The organism is Streptomyces sp. NPDC102406, assembly GCF_044765725.1.
Lineage (GTDB): Bacteria > Actinomycetota > Actinomycetes > Streptomycetales > Streptomycetaceae > Streptomyces.
In genome coordinates, this window is record NZ_JBIWKP010000005.1 from 593,429 (window position 1) to 612,520 (window position 19,092).

21 protein-coding genes are annotated in these 19,092 nt (G+C 70.3%); 14 read left to right on the plus strand and 7 right to left on the minus strand.

The annotated features are described in order from the left end of the window. Nucleotides 1-10: 10 nt before the first annotated feature. On the plus strand, nt 11-967 hold the full coding sequence (meaB, locus tag ACIRF8_RS23890; protein ID WP_404217473.1) for a methylmalonyl Co-A mutase-associated GTPase MeaB: 957 nt from the start codon (nt 11-13) through the stop codon (nt 965-967). Nucleotides 968-1,120: 153 nt separating this feature from the next. Next, entirely contained in the window at nt 1,121-2,332 is a 1,212-nt protein-coding gene (locus ACIRF8_RS23895) for an MFS transporter (protein WP_404217474.1), read from the plus strand. Between the two features lie 13 nt (nt 2,333-2,345). On the opposite strand, the gene ACIRF8_RS23900 is transcribed toward ACIRF8_RS23895, so the two are convergent. Next, on the minus strand, nt 2,346-2,990 hold the full coding sequence (locus ACIRF8_RS23900; RefSeq protein ID WP_404217475.1) for a PepSY domain-containing protein: 645 nt from the start codon (nt 2,988-2,990) through the stop codon (nt 2,346-2,348). 127 nt (nt 2,991-3,117) lie between these two features. On the opposite strand from ACIRF8_RS23900, the gene ACIRF8_RS23905 reads away from it, so the two are divergent. Beyond that, nucleotides 3,118-3,789, plus strand: a complete 672-nt coding sequence (locus ACIRF8_RS23905; protein ID WP_404217476.1) for a response regulator transcription factor — start codon at nt 3,118-3,120, stop codon at nt 3,787-3,789. Nucleotides 3,790-3,794: 5 nt separating this feature from the next. Continuing rightward, nucleotides 3,795-5,222, plus strand: coding sequence for an ATP-binding protein (locus tag ACIRF8_RS23910; protein ID WP_404217477.1), 1,428 nt, complete (start codon nt 3,795-3,797; stop codon nt 5,220-5,222). Between the two features lie 55 nt (nt 5,223-5,277). Here ACIRF8_RS23910 and ACIRF8_RS23915 read toward each other — a convergent pair whose 3' ends face one another. From ACIRF8_RS23915 to ACIRF8_RS23930, 4 genes are all read right to left on the minus strand, one after another. Then, nucleotides 5,278-5,754 carry a MarR family winged helix-turn-helix transcriptional regulator gene (locus ACIRF8_RS23915; RefSeq protein ID WP_404217478.1) on the minus strand — a complete coding sequence of 159 codons (477 nt, stop codon included), beginning with the start codon at nt 5,752-5,754 and terminating at the stop codon, nt 5,278-5,280. A 128-nt stretch (nt 5,755-5,882) separates the two neighbouring features. Next, the gene (locus tag ACIRF8_RS23920; RefSeq protein ID WP_404217480.1) at nt 5,883-6,659 is read right to left on the minus strand and encodes an AIM24 family protein; all 777 of its coding nucleotides are present in this window, start codon (nt 6,657-6,659) and stop codon (nt 5,883-5,885) included. Next, complete coding sequence (locus ACIRF8_RS23925; protein WP_404217481.1) at nt 6,656-7,324, minus strand: AIM24 family protein; 669 nt, start codon at nt 7,322-7,324, stop codon at nt 6,656-6,658. Before ACIRF8_RS23925 ends, ACIRF8_RS23920 begins: the two co-directional genes overlap by 4 nt. After that, entirely contained in the window at nt 7,317-7,955 is a 639-nt protein-coding gene (locus ACIRF8_RS23930) for an AIM24 family protein (RefSeq protein WP_404217482.1), read from the minus strand. The genes ACIRF8_RS23925 and ACIRF8_RS23930 overlap by 8 nt, the downstream gene beginning before the upstream one ends. A gap of 151 nt (nt 7,956-8,106) precedes the next feature. Here ACIRF8_RS23930 and ACIRF8_RS23935 point away from each other — a divergent pair, with 151 nt between their 5' ends. The 6 genes from ACIRF8_RS23935 (at nt 8,107) to ACIRF8_RS23960 (ending at nt 12,149) form a co-directional block, all read left to right on the plus strand. Further along, nucleotides 8,107-8,460 (plus strand): DUF3817 domain-containing protein, encoded by a 354-nt coding sequence (locus ACIRF8_RS23935; protein WP_404217483.1) that lies wholly within the window; start codon nt 8,107-8,109, stop codon nt 8,458-8,460. After that, nucleotides 8,457-8,753, plus strand: coding sequence for an MTH1187 family thiamine-binding protein (locus ACIRF8_RS23940; RefSeq protein ID WP_404217484.1), 297 nt, complete (start codon nt 8,457-8,459; stop codon nt 8,751-8,753). Before ACIRF8_RS23935 ends, ACIRF8_RS23940 begins: the two co-directional genes overlap by 4 nt. A 103-nt stretch (nt 8,754-8,856) precedes the next feature. Then, the gene (locus ACIRF8_RS23945; protein WP_404217485.1) at nt 8,857-9,366 is read left to right on the plus strand and encodes a MarR family winged helix-turn-helix transcriptional regulator; all 510 of its coding nucleotides are present in this window, start codon (nt 8,857-8,859) and stop codon (nt 9,364-9,366) included. Nucleotides 9,367-9,419: 53 nt separating this feature from the next. Beyond that, on the plus strand, nt 9,420-9,758 hold the full coding sequence (locus ACIRF8_RS23950) for a DUF3817 domain-containing protein (protein WP_404217486.1): 339 nt from the start codon (nt 9,420-9,422) through the stop codon (nt 9,756-9,758). A 92-nt stretch (nt 9,759-9,850) separates the two neighbouring features. Then, on the plus strand, nt 9,851-11,551 hold the full coding sequence (locus ACIRF8_RS23955; protein ID WP_404217546.1) for a methylmalonyl-CoA mutase: 1,701 nt from the start codon (nt 9,851-9,853) through the stop codon (nt 11,549-11,551). Nucleotides 11,552-11,741: 190 nt separating this feature from the next. Then, on the plus strand, nt 11,742-12,149 hold the full coding sequence (locus ACIRF8_RS23960; protein ID WP_404217487.1) for a hypothetical protein: 408 nt from the start codon (nt 11,742-11,744) through the stop codon (nt 12,147-12,149). 124 nt (nt 12,150-12,273) lie between these two features. On the opposite strand, the gene ACIRF8_RS23965 is transcribed toward ACIRF8_RS23960, so the two are convergent. Further along, nucleotides 12,274-12,903, minus strand: a complete 630-nt coding sequence (locus tag ACIRF8_RS23965; protein ID WP_404217488.1) for a TetR/AcrR family transcriptional regulator — start codon at nt 12,901-12,903, stop codon at nt 12,274-12,276. 317 nt (nt 12,904-13,220) lie between these two features. On the opposite strand from ACIRF8_RS23965, the gene ACIRF8_RS23970 reads away from it, so the two are divergent. The 4 genes from ACIRF8_RS23970 (at nt 13,221) to ACIRF8_RS23985 (ending at nt 17,514) form a co-directional block, all read left to right on the plus strand. Beyond that, nucleotides 13,221-14,189, plus strand: coding sequence for a tetratricopeptide repeat protein (locus ACIRF8_RS23970; protein WP_404217489.1), 969 nt, complete (start codon nt 13,221-13,223; stop codon nt 14,187-14,189). Nucleotides 14,190-14,845: 656 nt separating this feature from the next. Continuing rightward, nucleotides 14,846-15,475 (plus strand): DUF6230 family protein, encoded by a 630-nt coding sequence (locus ACIRF8_RS23975; RefSeq protein WP_404217490.1) that lies wholly within the window; start codon nt 14,846-14,848, stop codon nt 15,473-15,475. Between the two features lie 145 nt (nt 15,476-15,620). Then, nucleotides 15,621-16,181, plus strand: a complete 561-nt coding sequence (locus ACIRF8_RS23980) for a DUF6114 domain-containing protein (protein WP_404217492.1) — start codon at nt 15,621-15,623, stop codon at nt 16,179-16,181. Nucleotides 16,182-16,275: 94 nt separating this feature from the next. Further along, complete coding sequence (locus tag ACIRF8_RS23985; RefSeq protein WP_404217493.1) at nt 16,276-17,514, plus strand: hypothetical protein; 1,239 nt, start codon at nt 16,276-16,278, stop codon at nt 17,512-17,514. A gap of 106 nt (nt 17,515-17,620) precedes the next feature. On the opposite strand, the gene pyk is transcribed toward ACIRF8_RS23985, so the two are convergent. Next, entirely contained in the window at nt 17,621-19,051 is a 1,431-nt protein-coding gene (gene pyk / locus ACIRF8_RS23990; protein ID WP_404217494.1) for a pyruvate kinase, read from the minus strand. Nucleotides 19,052-19,092 lie beyond the last annotated feature (41 nt).

Consider the following 19,092-nt stretch of genomic DNA (forward strand, 5'->3'; position numbering starts at 1 on the left):
CGGAGCTGTGATGCAGGACGTCCCCACGCTGGTCGCCCAGGCGAGAGAGGGCAGGCCGCGCGCCGTGGCCCGGCTGATCTCCCTGGTGGAGGGGGCGTCCCCGCACCTGCGTGACGTCATGGCCGCCCTCGCCCCGCTGACCGGGAACGCGTACGTGGTCGGACTCACCGGATCGCCCGGCGTCGGCAAGTCCACATCGACGTCGGCGCTGGTCAGCGCGTACCGGCGGGCCGGGAAGCGGGTCGGCGTCCTGGCCGTCGACCCGTCCTCCCCGTTCAGCGGCGGCGCGCTCCTCGGCGACCGCGTGCGGATGTCGGAGCACGCCTCCGACCCGGGCGTCTACATCCGCTCCATGGCCACGCGCGGCCACCTCGGCGGTCTCGCCTGGGCCGCGCCGCAGGCGATCCGGGTCCTGGACGCGGCCGGCTGCGACATCGTCCTGGTGGAGACCGTCGGCGTGGGCCAGTCCGAGGTGGAGATCGCCTCCCAGGCCGACACCAGCGTCGTCCTGCTCGCCCCCGGCATGGGCGACGGCATCCAGGCGGCCAAGGCCGGGATCCTGGAGATCGGCGACGTCTACGTGGTCAACAAGGCCGACCGGGACGGCGCCGACGCCACCGCCCGCGAGCTGAACCACATGCTGGGCCTCGGCGAGGCCCGCGCCCCCGGCGACTGGCGCCCCCCGATCGTGAAGACCGTCGCGGCGCGCGGCGAGGGCGTCGACGAGGTCGTCGAGGCGCTGGAGAAGCACCGGGCGTGGATGGAGGAGCGCGGGGTCCTGGCCGAGCGCCGCGCGGCCCGCGCCGCCCGCGAGGTCGAGACGATCGCGGTGACCGCGCTGCGCGAGCGCATCGGCGACCTGTCGGGGGACCGGCGCCTCGGCGCGCTGGCCGAGCGGATCGTGGCCGGAGAGCTCGATCCCTACCGGGCCGCCGACGAACTGGTGGAGGGAGTCACCGGGAGCTGAGCCACCGGGAGCCGAGTGGGCCGGGCTTCCGCCGCGCACTTCCGGGACTCCTGTGCCGCTGCTACCGTGTCCGGCATGACCTTCCTCCGTGCATAGAACTCCGGTGCGTCCACGCCCCGTCGAGCTCTTTCGCACGCCCGGAGGAAACCCATCATGTACGCCGCTGTCCTGCGGACCCCGTATGCCCTGCGCACCTTTGGCGCCGCCCTGCTCGGCAGGCTGTCGTACGGGACCGTCTCCCTCTCCCTGATGCTCGCGGCCGAGGCCACCACCGGCTCCTACGCCGTCGCGGGCACCGTCATGGCGGTGTTCGGCGCCGCCAGTGTCCTCCTGTCGCCGCTGCGCGCCCGGTTCGTCGACCGGTACGGTCCGCGCCGCGCCCTGACCCCGATGGCCCTGGGGTACGCCGCCCTGCTCGGGGTGGTCGCCGCCGTGACCTGGCGGCCCGGGGCGCCCGGGTGGCTGCTCGTCGCCCTGGCCCTGTGCGCCGGGGCCGCGACCCCGCCGCTGGGCCCGACGATGCGGGCGGTGTGGTCCCGGCTGCTGCCCGACAAGCGGCTGTTGCAGCGCGCCTACAGCCTCGATGGAGTCGCCGAGGAGCTGCTGTTCGTCTCCGGGCCGCTGCTCGTCGGCGTGCTCGTCCTGGGCGCGCCGGCCGCGCTCGGGGTCGCCCTGAGCGCCGGGCTCGTCGCGGTCGGGACGCTGGTGTTCGTGGCCTCGCCCCCGGTGGGGTCGGTGGTTCTGGAGGGCCCTCGGCGCCGGGAACGAGCCCGGGTCGTGGGCCGGATCGGGCACCCCGTGGCCGTGACGCTCGGGGTCGGCGTCGCCCTCGGCGCGACCGATCTGCTCGTGCTCGCCTTCGCCGGGGACCGCGGGCGGGCCGACACGGCCGCCTGGATCCTCGCGGCCCTGTCGGCGGGCAGCGCGGTGGGCGGGCTCGTCAACGGCGCCGTCGAGTGGCGGATCCCCGCGCGCTCCCGGCTGACCCTGCTGACCTTCGGCCTCGCGGCCGCCCTGGGCGCCGCGGCCCTCGCCCCCGGGCTGCTCGCCCTCGCGGCGGCCGTGGCGTGCGTGGGCCTGTTCGTCGCGCCCGCCCTGACGACCGCGTACCTCATCGCGGACGAGGCGGTGGACCCGGGCCTGCGCACCCAGGCGGGCGCCTGGGTCAACACCGCCGTGAACGCGGGGAGTTCGGGCGGCACGGCCGGGGTGGGGCTCCTGGTGGGCCATCTCCCGCTGTCCGTCTGCTTCGCGGCGGCGGCGACGGCCCCCCTGCTGGCGGGGCTGGCGACGACGGTGCGGCGGGCACCGCGGCCCGCACCCGTCGCACCGTCGAGCCCCACCGGTGTTCGCTGCGCGGAATGAGCCTCGGGACGGCTCAGTCGTCGTCGCCGTCGTCACCCTCGTCGTCCGCGGAGCGGTCCACCGTCACCGCGCCCGACCGGAGGTCGACGTGCCAGTCCCGCTGCTTGCCGTCGGCCGAGGTCGTCTCGACCTCCCAGGCACCGACCGCGCCGTCGTCGTCCGCGTCCACCGAGGTCACCGTCCCCTTGTCGGCCGCGGCGCGGGCCGCGGCCCCCGCGGACGTCGGGGCGTTCTTCAGCGCGGCGGACACCCGCGCCGCGGCATCGGCGTCGTCGCCGTCGGCCTTCTCGGTGTGCGAGCCGAGGACCTTGCCCGTGCCGGGGTCGACGTCGACGTCGTGCCAGGTGTCGCCGCCGCTGACGACGTCGACCTCCCAGACCAGGGCGCCGTCGTCGGAGTCGAGGTCGGCGCCGGTCGCGGTGCCCGGCGTGTGCTTCAGGGCGGCGGCGATCGCGTCCTCGGCCCTGATCTTCGCGCCCTTCGCCTCGGCCGCGTTCTCCCGCGCGTCGCTGTCGCCGTCGTCCTTCACCCGCACGCTCGACTGCGAGGCGGCCGGGCCCGACGGGTCGCTCTCGGCGACGGCCACCGTGGTGGCGGTGCCCGCGCCCAGCAGGGCGACGGCGGCGATGGCGGCGATGGTGGTCGTACGGCGCTTCATGAGGTTCTCCGTCCGTGGATCCGGCGTCGTTCGTGGTCCGACGGGAACCAACCTGCCCGAGCGACCCTGAAGCCCCGCTGAAGAAGCCTGAAGAAGACTTCAGGTTCGACCTGCCACCCTTGTCGGCATGCGCTTGCTGATTGTCGAGGACGAAAAGCGGCTCGCCCTGTCGCTGGCCAAGGGCCTCACCGCCGAGGGCTACGCCGTGGATGTCGTCCATGACGGCCTGGAAGGGCTGCACCGCGCGAGTGAGGGAACGTACGACCTGGTCGTCCTCGACATCATGCTGCCGGGCATGAACGGCTACCGCGTCTGCGCCGCCCTGCGCGCCGCCGGCGAGGACGTGCCGATCCTCATGCTCACCGCGAAGGACGGCGAGTACGACGAGGCCGAGGGGCTCGACACGGGCGCCGACGACTACCTGACGAAGCCCTTCTCCTACGTCGTCCTCGTCGCCCGCGTGAAGGCCCTGCTGCGGCGCCGTGGCCGCGCGCGCGAAGCCTCGCCGCTGCACACCCTGGGACCGTACGAGGTGGACACCGCGGCCCGCCGGGTCACCCACGCCGAACACGGCGACATCGCCCTGACCGCCAAGGAGTTCTCCGTCCTGGAACAGCTCGTGCTGCGCGCCGGTGAGGTCGTGTCCAAGGGCGACATCCTGGAGCACGTGTGGGACTTCGCCTACGAGGGCGATCCGAACATCGTCGAGGTCTACGTCAGCGCCCTGCGCCGCAAGCTCGACGCCTCCCTCATCCGCACCGTGCGCGGCGCCGGATACCGCCTTGAGCTCCCCAGGTGAGGCGGGTGGGACGGGCCCTCGGCTCGGTACGGGCCCGCGCGGCGCTCGCCGCCACCCTCGTCGTCGCGGTCGCCCTCGTCGCGGCCGGCACCGCCGTGCTGCTCGCCCTGCGCACCAACCTCACCGGGCAGGCGGGCAGCGCGGCCGACGCGGGCGCGCGCCGCGTGGCCACGTCGCTGGCGACCGGGACGGCCCCGGACGCCCTCGACCTGGACGACGAGGACCGGCCGGTGCAGGTCGTCGACGAGGACGGCAGACTGCTGGCGGCCTCCGAGGATTTGGAGCGGATCGACGGAACCGGCACGCAGACGGTCAAGCCGGTCGAGGCCGCCGCCGACGACGACGGGGACGACGGCGCGGGGGAGCGCGGCAAGGTGTCCGACGCGACCGACTACAGCGCGGGCAGCGCGACCGTCGACGGCGACAGCGCCGACTACCGCTTCGCCGCCGTCGAGGTGGAGGACACCCCGTACGGCGAGCTGACCGTCCACGCGGGCGCCCCCCTCACCGCCGAACAGGGCGCCGTGTCCTCGGCGTTGACCGCCATGCTGATCGGGTTCCCGGTGCTGCTCGTGGTCGTCGGCGGTGTCACCTGGCTGGTCACGCGGCGCGCGCTGCGGCCCGTCGAGGGCATCCGCGCCGAGATGGCCGCCGTCACCGCCTCCCAGGACCTGGCGCGCCGGGTGCCGGAACCGGACACGCACGACGAGGTGGCCCGGCTCGCGCGGACGACGAACGAGACCCTCGCGGCCCTGGAGGCGTCCGTGGAGCGCCAGCGCCGGTTCGTCGCGGACGCCTCGCACGAGCTGCGCAGCCCGATCGCGAGCCTGCGCACCCAGCTCGAGGTCGGCGCCGCGCACCCGGAGCTGCTGGACGTGCCGGGCGCCGTCGAGGACACCGTACGGTTGCAGGAACTGGCCGCTGATCTGCTGCTCCTCGCCCGTCTCGACGCGGGGGAGAAGCCGGGCGGGGCCGAGGTCGATCTCGCCGCGCTGGTCCGCGAGGAGCTGTCGCAGCGGACCGGCGATCCGCACCCGGTCGCCGTGCGGACGCGGGGCGGCGCCCATGTCACCGGCTCACGGGGGCAGTTGGCGCGGGTGCTCGGCAATCTGGTGGACAACGCGCAGCGGCACGCCCGTGGCGGCGTCCGGGTCACGGTGGCCCCGGAGGCGGCGGGCGGCCGGGTGGTCCTGGCTGTCGCCGACGACGGGGACGGCGTACCGGAGAGCGAGCGGGAGCGGATCTTCGAGCGGTTCGTCCGGCTCGACGACGCACGCTCCCGGGACGGCGGCGGGGCCGGTCTGGGCCTCGCCATCGCCCGGGACGTGGCTGTGCGGCACGGCGGCACGTTGACCGTGCGTGCCGCGCCCGGCGGCGGGGCCCTGTTCGAACTCGGGCTGCCCGCCGCTCAGTTGGGCAAAACAGTGCGGTAGCAGGGGGACGCGGAGAAGGTCGGCGGTCCTCCGTGACCCGTGGGATTCGCAGGTGTCACGGTTTGCCGCGCTGCGAACGCAGGTGGTCGGCGATGGGTGTGAGGGCCTTCTTGAGGTTGCCCAGGTCCTCCGGTGTGACGAGATCGACGAAGTGGCTGCGCACGGACGCCACATGGTGCGGGGCGACCTTCTGCATGGTCTCCAGACCGAAGTCGGTGAGCACGGTGTAGAGGCCGCGCCGGTCCGACTCGCAGTTCTCGCGGCGCACGAAACCCGCGTTCTCCATGCGGGTGATCTGGTGCGAGAGCCGGCTCTTGGACTGCAGGGTCGCCGCGGCCAGGTCGCTCATCCGCATCCGGTGCTCATCGGCCTCGGAGAGGTTCACCAGGATCTCGTAGTCGTTCATCGTCAGGCCGAAGGGCTGAAGATCCTTCTCCAGTTGGTAGTTCAGCAGCCTGTTGACCTCCAGGTGGGTGCGCCAGGCGCACTGTTCCTCGGCGGTCAGCCACCGCGTGGCCGTTTCGGTCTCCATGGAATCGATTCTACCTAAGAAGTTGAAAGGTGAACGAATGTGGGGGTTGTGACACCTCACACCCCGGTGCACTCATGCATCGCGCAAAAGGGGTCACGCGTTCGACGTCACACTCCGCAGACTACCGCTCACAGCCCGAAGCGACGCTGGAGGTCTCCGAGCTGTCCGGGAAGACGCGGTGCCGGTGGCTGGCCCGCGCCCGCGCTCTGCCCGCCACCCGGAACGCCTGCCTGGTGAGGCACGTCACCCGTCGTCCGCTCCGGCATCAGCGCCTCGCTGGACTGGAGCAGCACCGTCCCGGCGCCCACGAACTCGAACTGATGCTCCTCCCCGGAGACCCCGCCGACCCCCGTCATCGCACGTAGACCGCCGATCACCCCGGTCAGGTACGCGTGGTCGTAGTGGTGGCACGGCGACGGGCAGTCCGCCCAGCCGACCAGCGCCTGCGGGTCGACGCGGACGGGCGGTTCCATGAAGACCACCGGACCGTTTGAAGCGGCGACGAATTTGCCGGTGCCAATAAGTGTCAGAAAGCCCGGCACGATCGACTGCTTCAGAGCGAGAGTTGGCTGAAAAGCGAGCAGATTGCCCGCTCGGATGGTCAGATTGCCGTCATCCAGGTCGTACGAGTTCACGTCGAAGGCCCGGTCCGCGAGCAGCATCTTGCCGCTGCCCTCCGCCACCACCCAGTCGCTCGCGTGCAGCGGCGAGTGGAACGAGGTGCGCACGAGCCGGTCGAGCCGGCCGTGCCCGACGCCGTTGAACTCCATCCGCCCGTAGTAGGCGATCATCTTGCCCTTCTGGAGGAACCACTGACTGCTCTTGAGTTCCACACAGAAGGTGTACGGGTTGACGTTGTCGTCGACCGGCAACGTCAGGGGGTCGAAGACCACAGGGCCGCTCACAGCTTCTCCTCCGAGGCCTGGACGTACACCGCGCCGCTGCCGCTCAGCTCCAACTGGAACGCCTCGCCGCTGCCGCGGCCCACCATGTCCCGCCAGCCCAGCGCCGTGGACAGCTTGTTGCGGACGTCGCCGTGGTGGGCGACGTACGCCTGAGGATCGACGTGCACCGGGCTCTGCGGTGTGATCGGCAGCTCGACGACACCTCCGTGCGCCATCACCGCCACCGACCCGTGCCCCTTGAGCGTCGTCGTGAACAGCCCCTGCCCGGTGACCTGACCGCGGACCATGCCCATGACGCCGCCCTGCGCGCCCATGAACATCGTCCCCTGCTGGAGCGTCCCGTCGAAGGCGAGCAGCCGGTCCGCCTCCACGTACAGGGTGTCGCCCGCCAGCGTGATCACCTGCACGTGGTGCCCGCCGTGCCCGAACAGCACGGTCCCGCTGCCCTCGACGGTCATCAGCGGTGTCGCCTCGTTGGCCACGCGCCGCCCGAGCATGGACATCACCCCGCCCTGCCCGCCCTGCACATTGGGCGTGAAGGAGACGTCCCCCTTGTACGCGAGCATCGCGCCGCGCTGGCTGTAGAGCCGCTGCCCGGGAAGGACGGTCGCCTCGATCATCTTCGAGTTGATCTCACGGAAGTTCGACGGTGGCATCTCACACATCCCCGGCGATCGTGGTGCGCTCACTGGGCTGCACGTAGACGAGCCCGTCGCCCTCGAACCGGATCTGGAACGCCTCGCCGCCGCCCTCCCCGAAAAACGTACGGAAGGTGACACCCGACTGGAACGACTGGCGCAGGCTGCCCTGGTGCGCGATGTACGCGCCCGGGTCGACGGTGAGCGGGTACTCACGGCTGACCCGGAGCACCACGGCCGGGCCGTCGCTCATGATCGCCGCCTGCCCGTGCCCCTCCACGGTCGTCGTGAACAGCCCGTTGCCCTGCGAGGCGCCGCGCATACCGGTGAAGCTCGTGCCCGTGCGCAGCGCGGCGTCCGTGCACAGCAGATTGCTCGACTCGACGTAGAGCTTGTCGCCGCGCAGCTCGACCAGGTTGATCTCACTGGCCCGGTCGGCGAACCAGCAGGTCCCCTGCCCCTTCACCTCCATCACCACCATCTGCTCGCCGGTGACGCGGCGCGTCACCATCCCGCGTATCCCCTCACCCCCGCCGCTCAGCTTCTTGAACGCCATCCGGCCGTCGTACGCGACCATCGACCCGTTCTTCGCCTTCACACTGTCGCCGGTCATGGAGACGGCGAGCATCTTGCTGCCCTGGAGCCGGAACGTTGCCACGGATCGAAGGTAACCGGCCCGGGGAGCCCGCCGACAGGCTTCGCGGGCGGCGATGCCACAATGAGAAACGCTTGTGCGTACGTTCACAAGATCAACGCGTGCGCCACCGCACACCTCACTGCCCGCCCGTCGCTTCTGCCGAAGGTGCCCCGTGGACATCAAGACCGCCTCCGCCCTCCGCCGCCTCCGCCTCGTCTCCGCGCCGGAGGCCGTCTCCTTCCTCCTGCTGCTCGTCTGCTCGGTGCTGAAGCGGACGACCGAGTTCAACGCGGTCCCGGTGATGGGCGCGGTGCACGGCGTCCTCTTCGTGCTCTACGTCGTCTTCTGGCTGGACGCCTGGAACCGTACGAAGTGGAGCTTCGGCCGGGCCGCCCTCTACTTCGTCCTCTCCGTCCTGCCCACCGGCGGCTTCTTCGCCGAGCGCAGGCTCAAGCGCGAGGCCGACAGCGCGGTCGACGCGGTGATCGCCGCCCGCGCCCGCCAGGAAGGGATCGTGAACGCGTGATCGTCGCCTTCTCCGTCACCCCGCTCGGCGTCGGCGAGGACGTGGGCGAGTACGTGGCCGACGCGGTCCGCGTGGTCCGCGACTCCGGTCTGCCGCACCGCACCGACGCGATGTTCACCTCTGTCGAGGGCGAGTGGGACGAGGTCATGGACGTCGTCCGGCGCGCCGTCGCGGCGGTCGAGGCGCGGGCGCCGCGCGTCTCCCTGGTCCTGAAGGCCGACATCAGGCCCGGCGTCACCGACGGCCTCACCTCGAAGCCGGCGACGGTGGAGCGCTACCTCGCCGAGGGCTGAGCCGAACGCCCGCGGGCTGCCCCGAGCCGCGTGGTGAGGGGCGGACCGGCCAAAGAGCGAGACGGTGCTGACCAGCATATGACCGGCCGGTAAGGTCGAGGACGTGCCGAAGCCGCTCAGTCTTGCCTTCGATCCGATCGCCCGCGCCGACGAACTCTGGAAGCAGCGCTGGGGGTCCGTGCCCTCCATGGGCGCGATCACCTCGATCATGCGCGCGCACCAGATCCTCCTCGCCGAGGTCGACGCCGTCGTCAAGCCGTACGGACTGACCTTCGCGCGCTACGAGGCGCTGGTGCTGCTCACGTTCTCCAAGGCGGGCGAGCTGCCCATGTCGAAGATCGGCGAGCGCCTGATGGTGCACCCCACCTCGGTGACGAACACGGTCGACCGGCTGGTCCGCTCGGGCCTCGTCGACAAACGCCCCAACCCCAACGACGGCCGCGGCACGCTGGCCACCATCACCGAGAAGGGCCGCGAGGTCGTCGAATCGGCGACCCGCGACCTGATGGCCATGGACTTCGGGCTCGGGGTCTACGACGCGGAGGAATGCGCCGAGATCTTCGCGATGCTGCGCCCGCTACGGGTGGCGGCGCAGGACTTCGAGGAGGAGTGACCCCTCCCGGGGCCGCCTGAAGATCGCGCAAAACGGGCGGTTACGCTCGACCTATGAAGAAGAGCGTGCTGACCCGCTATCGCGTCATGGCCTACGTGACCGGTGTCCTCCTGGTTCTCCTGTGTCTCGGCATGATCGCCAAGTACGCGTTCAAGATGGACGGCGCCGATGACATCACCCGCGTGATCGCCATCGCGCACGGCTGGCTCTACGTCATCTACCTGGTGTTCGCCTTCGACCTCGGGTCCAAGGCGAAGTGGCCGGTCGGCAAGCAGATCTGGGTCCTCGTCGCGGGCACCATCCCGACCGCCGCGTTCTTCGTGGAGCGCAAGGTCTCCGCGGAGCTGGACGCCCGGGTCGCCGACGACGGCAGGAAGTTCGCCCAGGCGTAGCGCAGGCGTATCACCCACCGCTCGCACGAGGTGTGAGCGGTTCGCCATCGACATTTACTAGGACGTCCAAGTAAATTGGTGGCATGGGAAGCATGGACGCTGACGCCATCGCAGAGGGCCGCCGTCGCTGGCAGGCCCGGTACGACGCCGCCCGGAAGCGGGACGCCGACTTCACGACGCTCTCCGGGGACCCGGTCGAGCCGGTCTACGGGCCGCGGCCCGGGGACACGTACGAGGGGTTCGAGCGGATCGGCTGGCCCGGCGAGTATCCGTTCACGCGCGGCCTCCACCCGACCGGGTACCGGGGGCGCACCTGGACCATCCGCCAGTTCGCCGGGTTCGGCAACGCCGAGCAGACCAACGAGCGCTACAAGATGATCATGGCCGCGGGCGGTGGCGGGCTCTCCGTCGCCTTCGACATGCCGACGCTCATGGGCCGCGACTCCGACGACCTGCGCTCGCTCGGCGAGGTCGGGCACTGCGGCGTCGCCATCGACTCCGCCGCCGACATGGAGGTCCTGTTCAAGGACATCCCGCTCGGCGACGTCACCACCTCCATGACGATCAGCGGCCCCGCGGTCCCCGTCTTCTGCATGTACCTCGTCGCGGCGGAGCGCCAGGGCGTCGACCCGGGCGTCCTCAACGGCACGCTCCAGACCGACATCTTCAAGGAGTACATCGCGCAGAAGGAGTGGCTGTTCCAGCCCGAGCCGCATCTGCGCCTGATCGGCGACCTGATGGAGCACTGCGCCGCGGCCATCCCCGCGTACAAGCCGCTGTCGGTCTCCGGCTACCACATCCGCGAGGCCGGCTCCACGGCCGCGCAGGAGCTGGCGTACACCCTCGCCGACGGGTTCGGCTACGTCGAACTGGGCCTCGCGCGCGGCCTCGACGTGGACGTCTTCGCACCCGGCCTCAGCTTCTTCTTCGACGCGCACCTCGACTTCTTCGAGGAGATCGCCAAGTTCCGCGCGGCCCGCCGGATCTGGGCCCGCTGGATGCGCGACGTCTACGGGGCGCGGACCGACAAGGCGCAGTGGCTGCGCTTCCACACCCAGACCGCCGGCGTCTCCCTGACCGCCCAGCAGCCGTACAACAACGTCGTACGCACCGCGGTCGAGGCCCTCGCCGCCGTACTCGGCGGCACCAACTCCCTGCACACCAACGCCCTCGACGAGACCCTCGCCCTGCCCAGCGAACAGGCCGCCGAGATCGCGCTGCGCACCCAGCAGGTACTGATGGAGGAGACCGGCGTCGCCAACGTCGCCGACCCCCTGGGCGGATCCTGGTACATCGAACAGCTCACGGACCGCATCGAGGCCGACGCCGAGAAGATCTTCGACCAGATCAAGGAGCGCGGCCTGCGCGCCCACCCCGACGGACAGCACCCCATCGGCCCGATGACCTCCGGCATCCTGCGCGGCATCGAGGACGGCTGGTTCACCGGTGAGATCGCCGAGTCCGCCTTCCAGTACCAGAAGTCCCTGGAGAAGGGCGACAAGCGGGTCGTCGGCGTCAACGTCCACCACGGCTCCGTCACCGGCGACCTGGAGATCCTGCGGGTCAGCCACGAGGTGGAGCGCGAGCAGGTCCGGGTGCTAGCCGCCCGCAAGGCGGCCCGGGACGACGCAGCGGTGCGCTCCGCGCTGGACCGGATGCTGGCCGCGGCCCGCGGCGGGTCGAACATGATCGGCCCGATGCTGGAGGCGGTGCGGGCCGAGGCGACGCTGGGTGAGATCTGCGGGGTGCTCCGCGAGGAGTGGGGGGTCTATACGGAGCCGGCGGGGTTCTGAGACGTTCGCCGAGAGCGGGTACGAATGTGTGTGCCGGTGCGTCGCGGGTGCTCGCCCGGTCCGGCACTACGCCCGCCGGCCGGCCCACACCCCATGAGCAGAGGCCGGCGGCACCGCGTTCACGTTTTGTGAGTGCCCCTTCCTGCCTGCTCCAGCTTGATTCCCGTACTCCGCGTCGAAGATCTACGGTATGACGGAATTCATGCGTCTCGGCAGGCTGTTCCGCGTGGTCGGTTTCACCACAACCCACCGGCAGCTGTTCCTTAGCAGCCCGGCGGAGTTGATGGACGGGATCTCGACCCAGATCGACGTGCACATCGGCCACGTCAGGCTGATGCTCCTGACGCCCTATTACAGAAACGGTGTGCACATCCGACGCGCGGGCCCCGAGCAGTTCGCGATGCTGAGCGAGCGGCATGGACTGAAGCCGGACGACGAGGCCTACACCTGGATGCTGGCCCCTGACGACGACAGCTTCGTCGTCGCCAGCCCCCCGGACTGGCGCGAAGCGGAACACGCACTCATGGGAGACCGGGAGTCGCTGTACGACGGTCCATGGCCGGATGACCTACCGATGGAGTCAGGCAACCTCCTCTGACTCCTTGTCGCTTCGGTTCTGCATGTGGTGGGCATCCCTCGATCTTGAGCGGGCCCGGCAAGCAAGAGATGACTACGAGTTCGACGGTGCCGTGCGGCGTGCTGACACGAACGAGGTACAGGCGTCAGCCCGACGCCGCCGCCAACCCCCCCAGCAGCAACGCCGTGAACCGACGGACCCACTCCCCGTCCACCGGCTCCGCGCTCACCAGCGTGCGGTGCACCACCGCGCCCGCCGCCACGTCGAAGATCAGGTCGGCCGTCGCCGCCGCGACCCGCGGGTCCGGTGCCACCGGCAGCTCGCCGCGTAGTTCGGCGCGGGCCCTGCCCTCCAGGACGAGACGTTTCTGCCGGTCCACGATCGAGGTGCGGATCCGCTCGCGCAGCGGGGCGTCCCGGGTGGACTCGGCGACCACCGCCATCAGCGCCGTCTTCGTCTCAGGACGGTCCAGGATCGCCGCGAACTGGAGCACCACGCCCTCGATGTCGGCGGCGAGGGAACCTCTGTCGGGCAGTTCGAGTTCGTCGAAGAGGACCGCGACCGCGTCCACCACGAGCTCGTTCTTGCCCGCCCAGCGCCGGTACAGCGTCGTCTTCGCGACACCGGCCCGCATCGCCACGTCGCCCAGCGTCAGCTTCGACCAGCCGAGATCCACCAGCGCCGCACGCGTGGCCTCCAGGATCGCCTCGTCCGCCGCGGCGGACCGCGGCCGGCCGAGTCGGCCTGGCGGGGACGACGGCGTGCGGCTCTGCATGGTCATCGACCATACCGGCCGGTAGGGAACATGGCGCGGGTGAGGCAGATCACTCGGGGGCGCTTCCCAGCGCACCGCCCCGGAGAGTTACGCTACGACTCGTAGCGAAAGCTCGATCTCGTACGCCGACTCGGTTCTGCACCCCGGGCGGCCACGACGAGCGGCAACCACTGGTGCCGGGTGGGGACCCGGTACCGCATCAGGATGAAGTATCGGGCCGGGCCCGCTCCGTGTCTCTTTTTGCGTCTCGCAATCCGGCGGGAGGCGACGGAGGGGACCCGGCCCACAACCGACCGCGGAAGGGGGAGAATGCACGCATGCAGCCACGGAACATGTCCATGAGCGGAGTCGTCGATCTCGCCGCGGTGAAGGCGGCCCAGGAGGCCAAGGCCAAGGCGGAGCAGGCGCGTGCCGAAGCGGCCCGCCAGGGTGGCGGCGGGGCCGTCCCCCCGTCGAGCCTCGTCATCGACGTCAATGAGGCGGACTTCGAGCGCGAAGTGCTTCAGCGCTCCACCGAAGTGCCCGTCGTCATCGACTTCTGGGCCGAGTGGTGCGAGCCCTGCAAGCAGCTCAGCCCGCTGCTCGAGCGCCTCACCGCCGAGTACGCCGGCCGCTTCGTGCTCGCCAAGATCGACGTAGACGCCAACCAGATGTTGATGCAGCAGTTCGGGGTCCAGGGGATTCCGGCGGTCTTCGCCGTCGTCGCCGGACAGGCGCTGCCCCTCTTCCAGGGCGCGGCCCCCGAGGCCCAGATCCGCGGCACCCTCGACCAGTTGATCCAGGTCGCCGAGGAGCGCTTCGGCCTCACCGGCATCACCGTCGACGCCGACGCGCAGGGCGCCGCTCCGGCGGCGGAGGCCCCGGCCGGTCCCTACGACGCGCTCCTCGAAGCGGCGGTCAGGGCCCTGGACGCGGGCGACCTCGCAGGCGCCGTCCAGGCCTACAAGAACGTCCTCTCCGACGACCCCGCGAACACGGAGGCCAAGGCCGGTCTCGCCCAGGCCCAGTTGCTCCAGCGTGTGCAGGGTCTGGACCCGCAGGCGGTCCGCAAGGACGCCGCGGAGAAGCCCGGTGACGTGACGGCGCAGATCGCCGCCGCCGACCTGGACCTGGTGGGCGGCCATGTCCAGGACGCTTTCGGCCGACTTGTCGACACCGTGGCGCGCACGGCGGGTGACGACAGGACCGCGGCCCGGGTCAGGCTCCTGGAGCTGTTCGAGATCGTCGGCGCCGACGACCCCCGGGTGACCACCGCGCGTACGGCACTGGCCCGGGTCCTCTTCTGAGCCGATAGTGACCGTTTGATGACCTGTTCCTGAACGCCACGCGCTGTGGTGCCGGGGTGAAAATTCGGTCCTGAGGGACGCACAGCGGCTGCGCTTTACCAAAACTTGGTAAACGCGGCCGCTGTTACTTGTAGTAAGTCGATGGCTGTCTTCTGCCCGGCTTTGTACCTGAATCAACCACCTTAAGGGCAGTGTCGGGGGCACCCTGTGTTGCCGTCCGATGTCGGGCGGTCGTGGTTCGGTTATCCGTCCGTTACCCGTGAGTAACGATCCCTCTTGTGCGAGCGCCGTGAATGCACCACGATCGGGCACGCTCGGTCCACTCCCCACCGTCCGACAGCCACTCGGACAGTGAAGGTTCGTGGGTCCCCACCGGGCAGGTCGGCGGTGAAGCCTTGGGGAGCGCCGTCGGTCTGGGACAGGGGGGTCTCGGCCATTTTTGGTTGAGCCTGTCCAGCAGGTTGCGCGTGACGGTTCAGGTGCGACCAGTGGTTGTCGCTCGGGGGTGATCGCCGGTGATCAAAAGGTGCGGAAGCGCGCCTCCGATACGGGCGCTCTCCTTCCCGAGGACGTAGCACTTCTCCCATCCCTGCCCGGCTGAGCCGCCTTAAGGGGCAGTCAGGGCCGGAGATGTACGTCCGAGAAGGAGGAAAGTCATGAATTCCGTGACTCGTGGTGGAACCAGATGGAAGCGGTTCGCCGTAGTCATGGTGCCGAGCGTCGCGGCTACTGCCGCGATAGGTGTCGCCCTCTCGCAGGGTGCGCTTGCGGCATCGTTCAGTGTGTCGGGTCAGTCGTTCAAGGTGAAGGTCGACGAGCTCGACGCGGACGGCATGATCCAGTACGGCGCCATCGACGCGGAGAAGAACGGGACCCCTCACCCGGTCTCGGTCTCCGCGTTCAACTCGGCCGACCTCACCAACATGTGCCAGTCCGTGGTGACGCACGTGCCGGGTCTCGGTGATGTCACGCTGAAGCTGAAGGCCGGTGGCGGCGGTAAGCCGGCGCACGCCGACACGATCTACATCGACGTCGCGCAGCTCAAGGCGGATGCCGAGTTCAGTGACATCAACATCGGTGTCGCCGCCGGGTCCTCCAGCAAGGGCCCCGGCATGAAGGGCGGCAAGGAGCAGTCCGACCCGAACGGCTTCGCCCAGGAGGCGACGCACGCCAACCTGAAGGGCGTCGAACAGACGGCCTGGGCGACGAGTGCCGGCACGTTCAAGCTCAACGGGCTGAACATGAGCCTGCACAGGGGCAGCGGCAAGGGCATCGAGTGCTTCTAGGCCTCACCGCCTAGCGATCCCTCAGCCGTAACGCGTCTCACGCAAGGGCGCGGGGGCACGGTCCGCATGATTCGGCCGAGGTCCCCGTGCCCGGAGCGCGCACATCACCACCGAACAAAACGCCAGTCCTGAGGAGCTGTACGACATGAGCGCCGAAGCGCAAGCAGGAATGGGCGACAGGTTCGGCCACGCACGCCGGACGTTCCGCACGTGGCGCGGGCAACGCCCCTTCTGGGCAGGCCTCTTGACCGTGCTCGGCGGCATCCCGATCATGTACTTCCCGTACGCGAACCTGACGCTCGGCACGATGACGATCCGGATGGCCACCACGGCCGGTGCCGGTTCGCTGATCATCGGTGTCCTGCTCGTCGTGCTCGGCCTCACGATGTGGTTCCAGTACCAGTCCCGCGTCTTCGCGGGCGTCGCGGCGATCCTGCTCGCCCTGGTCTCCCTTGTCGTCTCCAACTTCGGCGGATTCGTCATCGGCTTTCTGCTGGCCCTGGTAGGCGGCGCGCTCGCCGTCTCCTGGGCCCCGGTCAAGCCACAGGAGAAGGCGCCGACGGCGGACGCCGCCGATGCCGAGCCGAAGGACGCGGCCGGTGTGCCGCCCACCATGGGTGCCACCTACCGGGTCGCGGGCGCACACCACGACGAGTCAGGGACGAGCCCGGACAACGGGACGAACGGGAGGCACCGTGCCGGCTGACGAGGTGCACCACGAGGACTCCGCGGGGGAGTCCCGTGCGAGAACCGGGCCGCGGCATGCAGCACCGAGAAAGCATCTTTTCACCAGGCTGCACATGCCCGCGGGCAAGGCGGTGGCCATCGCGGCCATGCCTACCGCCGTACTGATGGGGATGGGGCTGACGCCCACGCTCGCGTCGGCCAAGGACAACCCCACCAAGTTCTCGGTGGACGACTACAAGGCGTGCGCCGATGCGGTCCAGGCGGAGCGCGACGCCAAGGACGGCAAGTCGACCGCCGACGACAAGGGCGCGGACAAGGGCAAGGCCGGGGAGACCGGTACGCCGTCGCCTTCCGCCTCCGCCTCCCCGGACAAGGGCGAGGGCAAGGACGAAGCCACGCCCAAGCCAACGGCCTCCGCGACGAAGTCGCCCTCCACGTCCGCGGGGACCAAGGAGAGCACGGAAACCAAGGACAGCGACGCGGCTCAGGACACCGCCACGCCGTCCCCCTCCGCGTCCGCGACCAGGAACCCGCTCGACCCGCTGGGTGTCGGCGACGCGCTCAAGGACCTGCTCACGCCGAAGGACAAGGAGTCGGCCACCCCGACTCCGAGCCCGTCGGCGTCGGCCTCGGCAGCGCCGTCCGCGACCAAGGGCTCGACCGGTGCCACGGACCCCCAGGACTCCGAGGGCACCAAGGACGCCAAGGGGCCCAAGGACCTCGGATCCGCCGTCAAGGACACCGTCGACGGCGTCGGCGACACCGCCAAGGACGCCACGGACAAGGCCGGGGACACGGTCAAGGACGCCGAGGACGCCGCGAAGGAGGCGCAGGAGACGGCGACCCCGTCCCCGAGCGCCAGTGGGGTCCCCGAGGACTGCCCGGTCGCCACCGACGCCGAGGGCGCCGACGAGCAGACCCCGGTCCGGCTGCCCAACAAGTCGTGGAAGCTGGAGGCCAGTTCGCTGCTGCTCAAGGGCGCGGACTACCAGGGCCTCGTGGACGTCAAGATGGCCGACGGCACCACCAAGCGCGTCATGAAGTACGTCATCTCCAACGGGACGGACATCGGGGATCTGCACCAGATCGCCCCCGGCCCGAACGGCAAGGACTTCCACATCCGCTCGGACAAGGGCTCCACGTCCACCATCACGGGCGGCAAGACGACCATGTACACGGAGGAGCTGTCGGGCAATCTGCTCGGGCTCATCCCCGCGACGTTCAACGCCGACAACCCGCCGCCGATCAACCTGCCGATCCTGTACTTCACGAACGTGAAGGTCACGCAGGCCGCGCAGTTCGGCGGGAACCTGCACGTGCCCGGTCTGCGGTCCACCATCGAGGACAGCTAGCCGCGCATCCCCCAGAACCCGTTCCGGGAGCCGCACAGCAAGAAACCGAGGGCGCCCCCTGTCTCGTACAGGGGGCGCCCTCGGCGCGTGTTCCTCACCGGGTCCGTCAGGCGCGGTCGACGCCGCCCAGGTGGTGCACCCGCACCATGTTGGTGGTGCCGGGGACGCCGGGGGGCGAACCGGCCGTGATGACCACGGTGTCGCCGTCGTTGAAGCGGCTGAGCTTGATCAGCTCGGCGTCGACCAGCTCGACCATGGCGTCCGTGGAGTCCACGTGCGGCACGACGTAGGAGTCGACGCCCCAGCTCAGCGAGAGCTGGTTGCGGGTGTTCTCGTCCGTGGTGAACGCCAGGATCGGCTGGGCCGCGCGGTAGCGGGAGAGGCGGCGGGCCGTGTCGCCGGACTGCGTGAAGGCGACCAGCGCCTTGCCGTCCAGGAAGTCGGCGATCTCGGCGGCGGCACGGGCCACCGAACCGCCCTGCGTGCGCGGCTTCTTGCCCGGCACGAGCGGCTGGAGGCCTTTGGAGAGCAGCTCCTCCTCGGCCGCCGTGACGATCTTCGACATCGTCTTGACGGTCTCGATCGGGTACGCGCCCACGGACGACTCGGCGGACAGCATGACCGCGTCGGCACCGTCCAGGATCGCGTTGGCGACGTCGGACGCCTCGGCGCGCGTCGGGCGCGAGTTGGTGATCATCGACTCCATCATCTGGGTCGCGACGATCACCGGCTTGGCGTTGCGGCGGCACATCTCCACGAGGCGCTTCTGCACCATCGGGACCTTTTCGAGCGGGTACTCCACGGCGAGGTCGCCACGGGCCACCATCACGGCGTCGAACGCCGCGACGACGCCCTCCATGTTGGCGACGGCCTGCGGCTTCTCCACCTTGGCGATGACGGGGACCCGGCGGCCCTCCTCGTCCATCACCTTGTGGACGTCCTTCACGTCGCCGGCGTCGCGCACGAAGGACAGGGCGACCATGTCGCAGCCCATCCGCAGGGCGAAGCGCAGGTCCTCGATGTCCTTCTCGGACAGGGCCGGGACGTTGACGGCCGCGCCGGGCAGGTTGATGCCCTTGTGGTCGGAGATGACGCCGCCCTCGACGACGATCGTCTTCACGCGCGGGCCGTCGACCTCGACGACGCGCAGCTCGACGTTGCCGTCGTTGATCAGGATCTGGTCGCCCTTGGAGACGTCGCCCGGCAGCCCCTTGTAGGTGGTGCCGCAGATCGACTTGTCACCGGGCACGTCCTCGGTGGTGATGGTGAACTCGTCACCGCGCACCAGCTCGACGGGGCCCTCGGCGAAGGTCTCCAGGCGGATCTTCGGGCCCTGGAGGTCGGCGAGGACGCCCACCGCGCGGCCGGTCTTCTGGGCAGCGGCGCGGACCCGGTCGTAACGACCCTGGTGCTCGGCGTGCGTGCCGTGGCTGAAGTTGAAGCGGGCCACATTCATACCGGCTTCGATCAGCGAGACGAGCTGCTCTTCGGAGTCGACGGCGGGGCCCAGCGTGCAGACGATTTTGGAACGGCGCATGGGGGCGATCCTATCGGTTTGTTTCGCTACGGAATATTCCG

Excerpts from the sequence above, each read along its gene's own strand:
- meaB (WP_404217473.1), top strand. The coding sequence starts at position 11 with ATGCAGGACGTCCCCACGCTGGTCGCCCAGGCGAGAGAGGGCAGGCCG.
- ACIRF8_RS23895 (WP_404217474.1), top strand. The coding sequence starts at position 1,121 with ATGTACGCCGCTGTCCTGCGGACCCCGTATGCCCTGCGCACCTTTGGC.
- ACIRF8_RS23900 (WP_404217475.1), bottom strand. The coding sequence starts at position 2,990 with ATGAAGCGCCGTACGACCACCATCGCCGCCATCGCCGCCGTCGCCCTG.
- ACIRF8_RS23905 (WP_404217476.1), top strand. The coding sequence starts at position 3,118 with ATGCGCTTGCTGATTGTCGAGGACGAAAAGCGGCTCGCCCTGTCGCTG.
- ACIRF8_RS23915 (WP_404217478.1), bottom strand. The coding sequence starts at position 5,754 with ATGGAGACCGAAACGGCCACGCGGTGGCTGACCGCCGAGGAACAGTGC.
- ACIRF8_RS23925 (WP_404217481.1), bottom strand. The coding sequence starts at position 7,324 with ATGTGTGAGATGCCACCGTCGAACTTCCGTGAGATCAACTCGAAGATG.
- ACIRF8_RS23950 (WP_404217486.1), top strand. The coding sequence starts at position 9,420 with ATGAAGAAGAGCGTGCTGACCCGCTATCGCGTCATGGCCTACGTGACC.
- ACIRF8_RS23955 (WP_404217546.1), top strand. The coding sequence starts at position 9,851 with ATGGACGCTGACGCCATCGCAGAGGGCCGCCGTCGCTGGCAGGCCCGG.
- ACIRF8_RS23960 (WP_404217487.1), top strand. The coding sequence starts at position 11,742 with ATGACGGAATTCATGCGTCTCGGCAGGCTGTTCCGCGTGGTCGGTTTC.
- ACIRF8_RS23965 (WP_404217488.1), bottom strand. The coding sequence starts at position 12,903 with ATGCAGAGCCGCACGCCGTCGTCCCCGCCAGGCCGACTCGGCCGGCCG.
- ACIRF8_RS23970 (WP_404217489.1), top strand. The coding sequence starts at position 13,221 with ATGCAGCCACGGAACATGTCCATGAGCGGAGTCGTCGATCTCGCCGCG.
- ACIRF8_RS23975 (WP_404217490.1), top strand. The coding sequence starts at position 14,846 with ATGAATTCCGTGACTCGTGGTGGAACCAGATGGAAGCGGTTCGCCGTA.
- ACIRF8_RS23980 (WP_404217492.1), top strand. The coding sequence starts at position 15,621 with ATGAGCGCCGAAGCGCAAGCAGGAATGGGCGACAGGTTCGGCCACGCA.
- ACIRF8_RS23985 (WP_404217493.1), top strand. The coding sequence starts at position 16,276 with ATGCCCGCGGGCAAGGCGGTGGCCATCGCGGCCATGCCTACCGCCGTA.
- pyk (WP_404217494.1), bottom strand. The coding sequence starts at position 19,051 with ATGCGCCGTTCCAAAATCGTCTGCACGCTGGGCCCCGCCGTCGACTCC.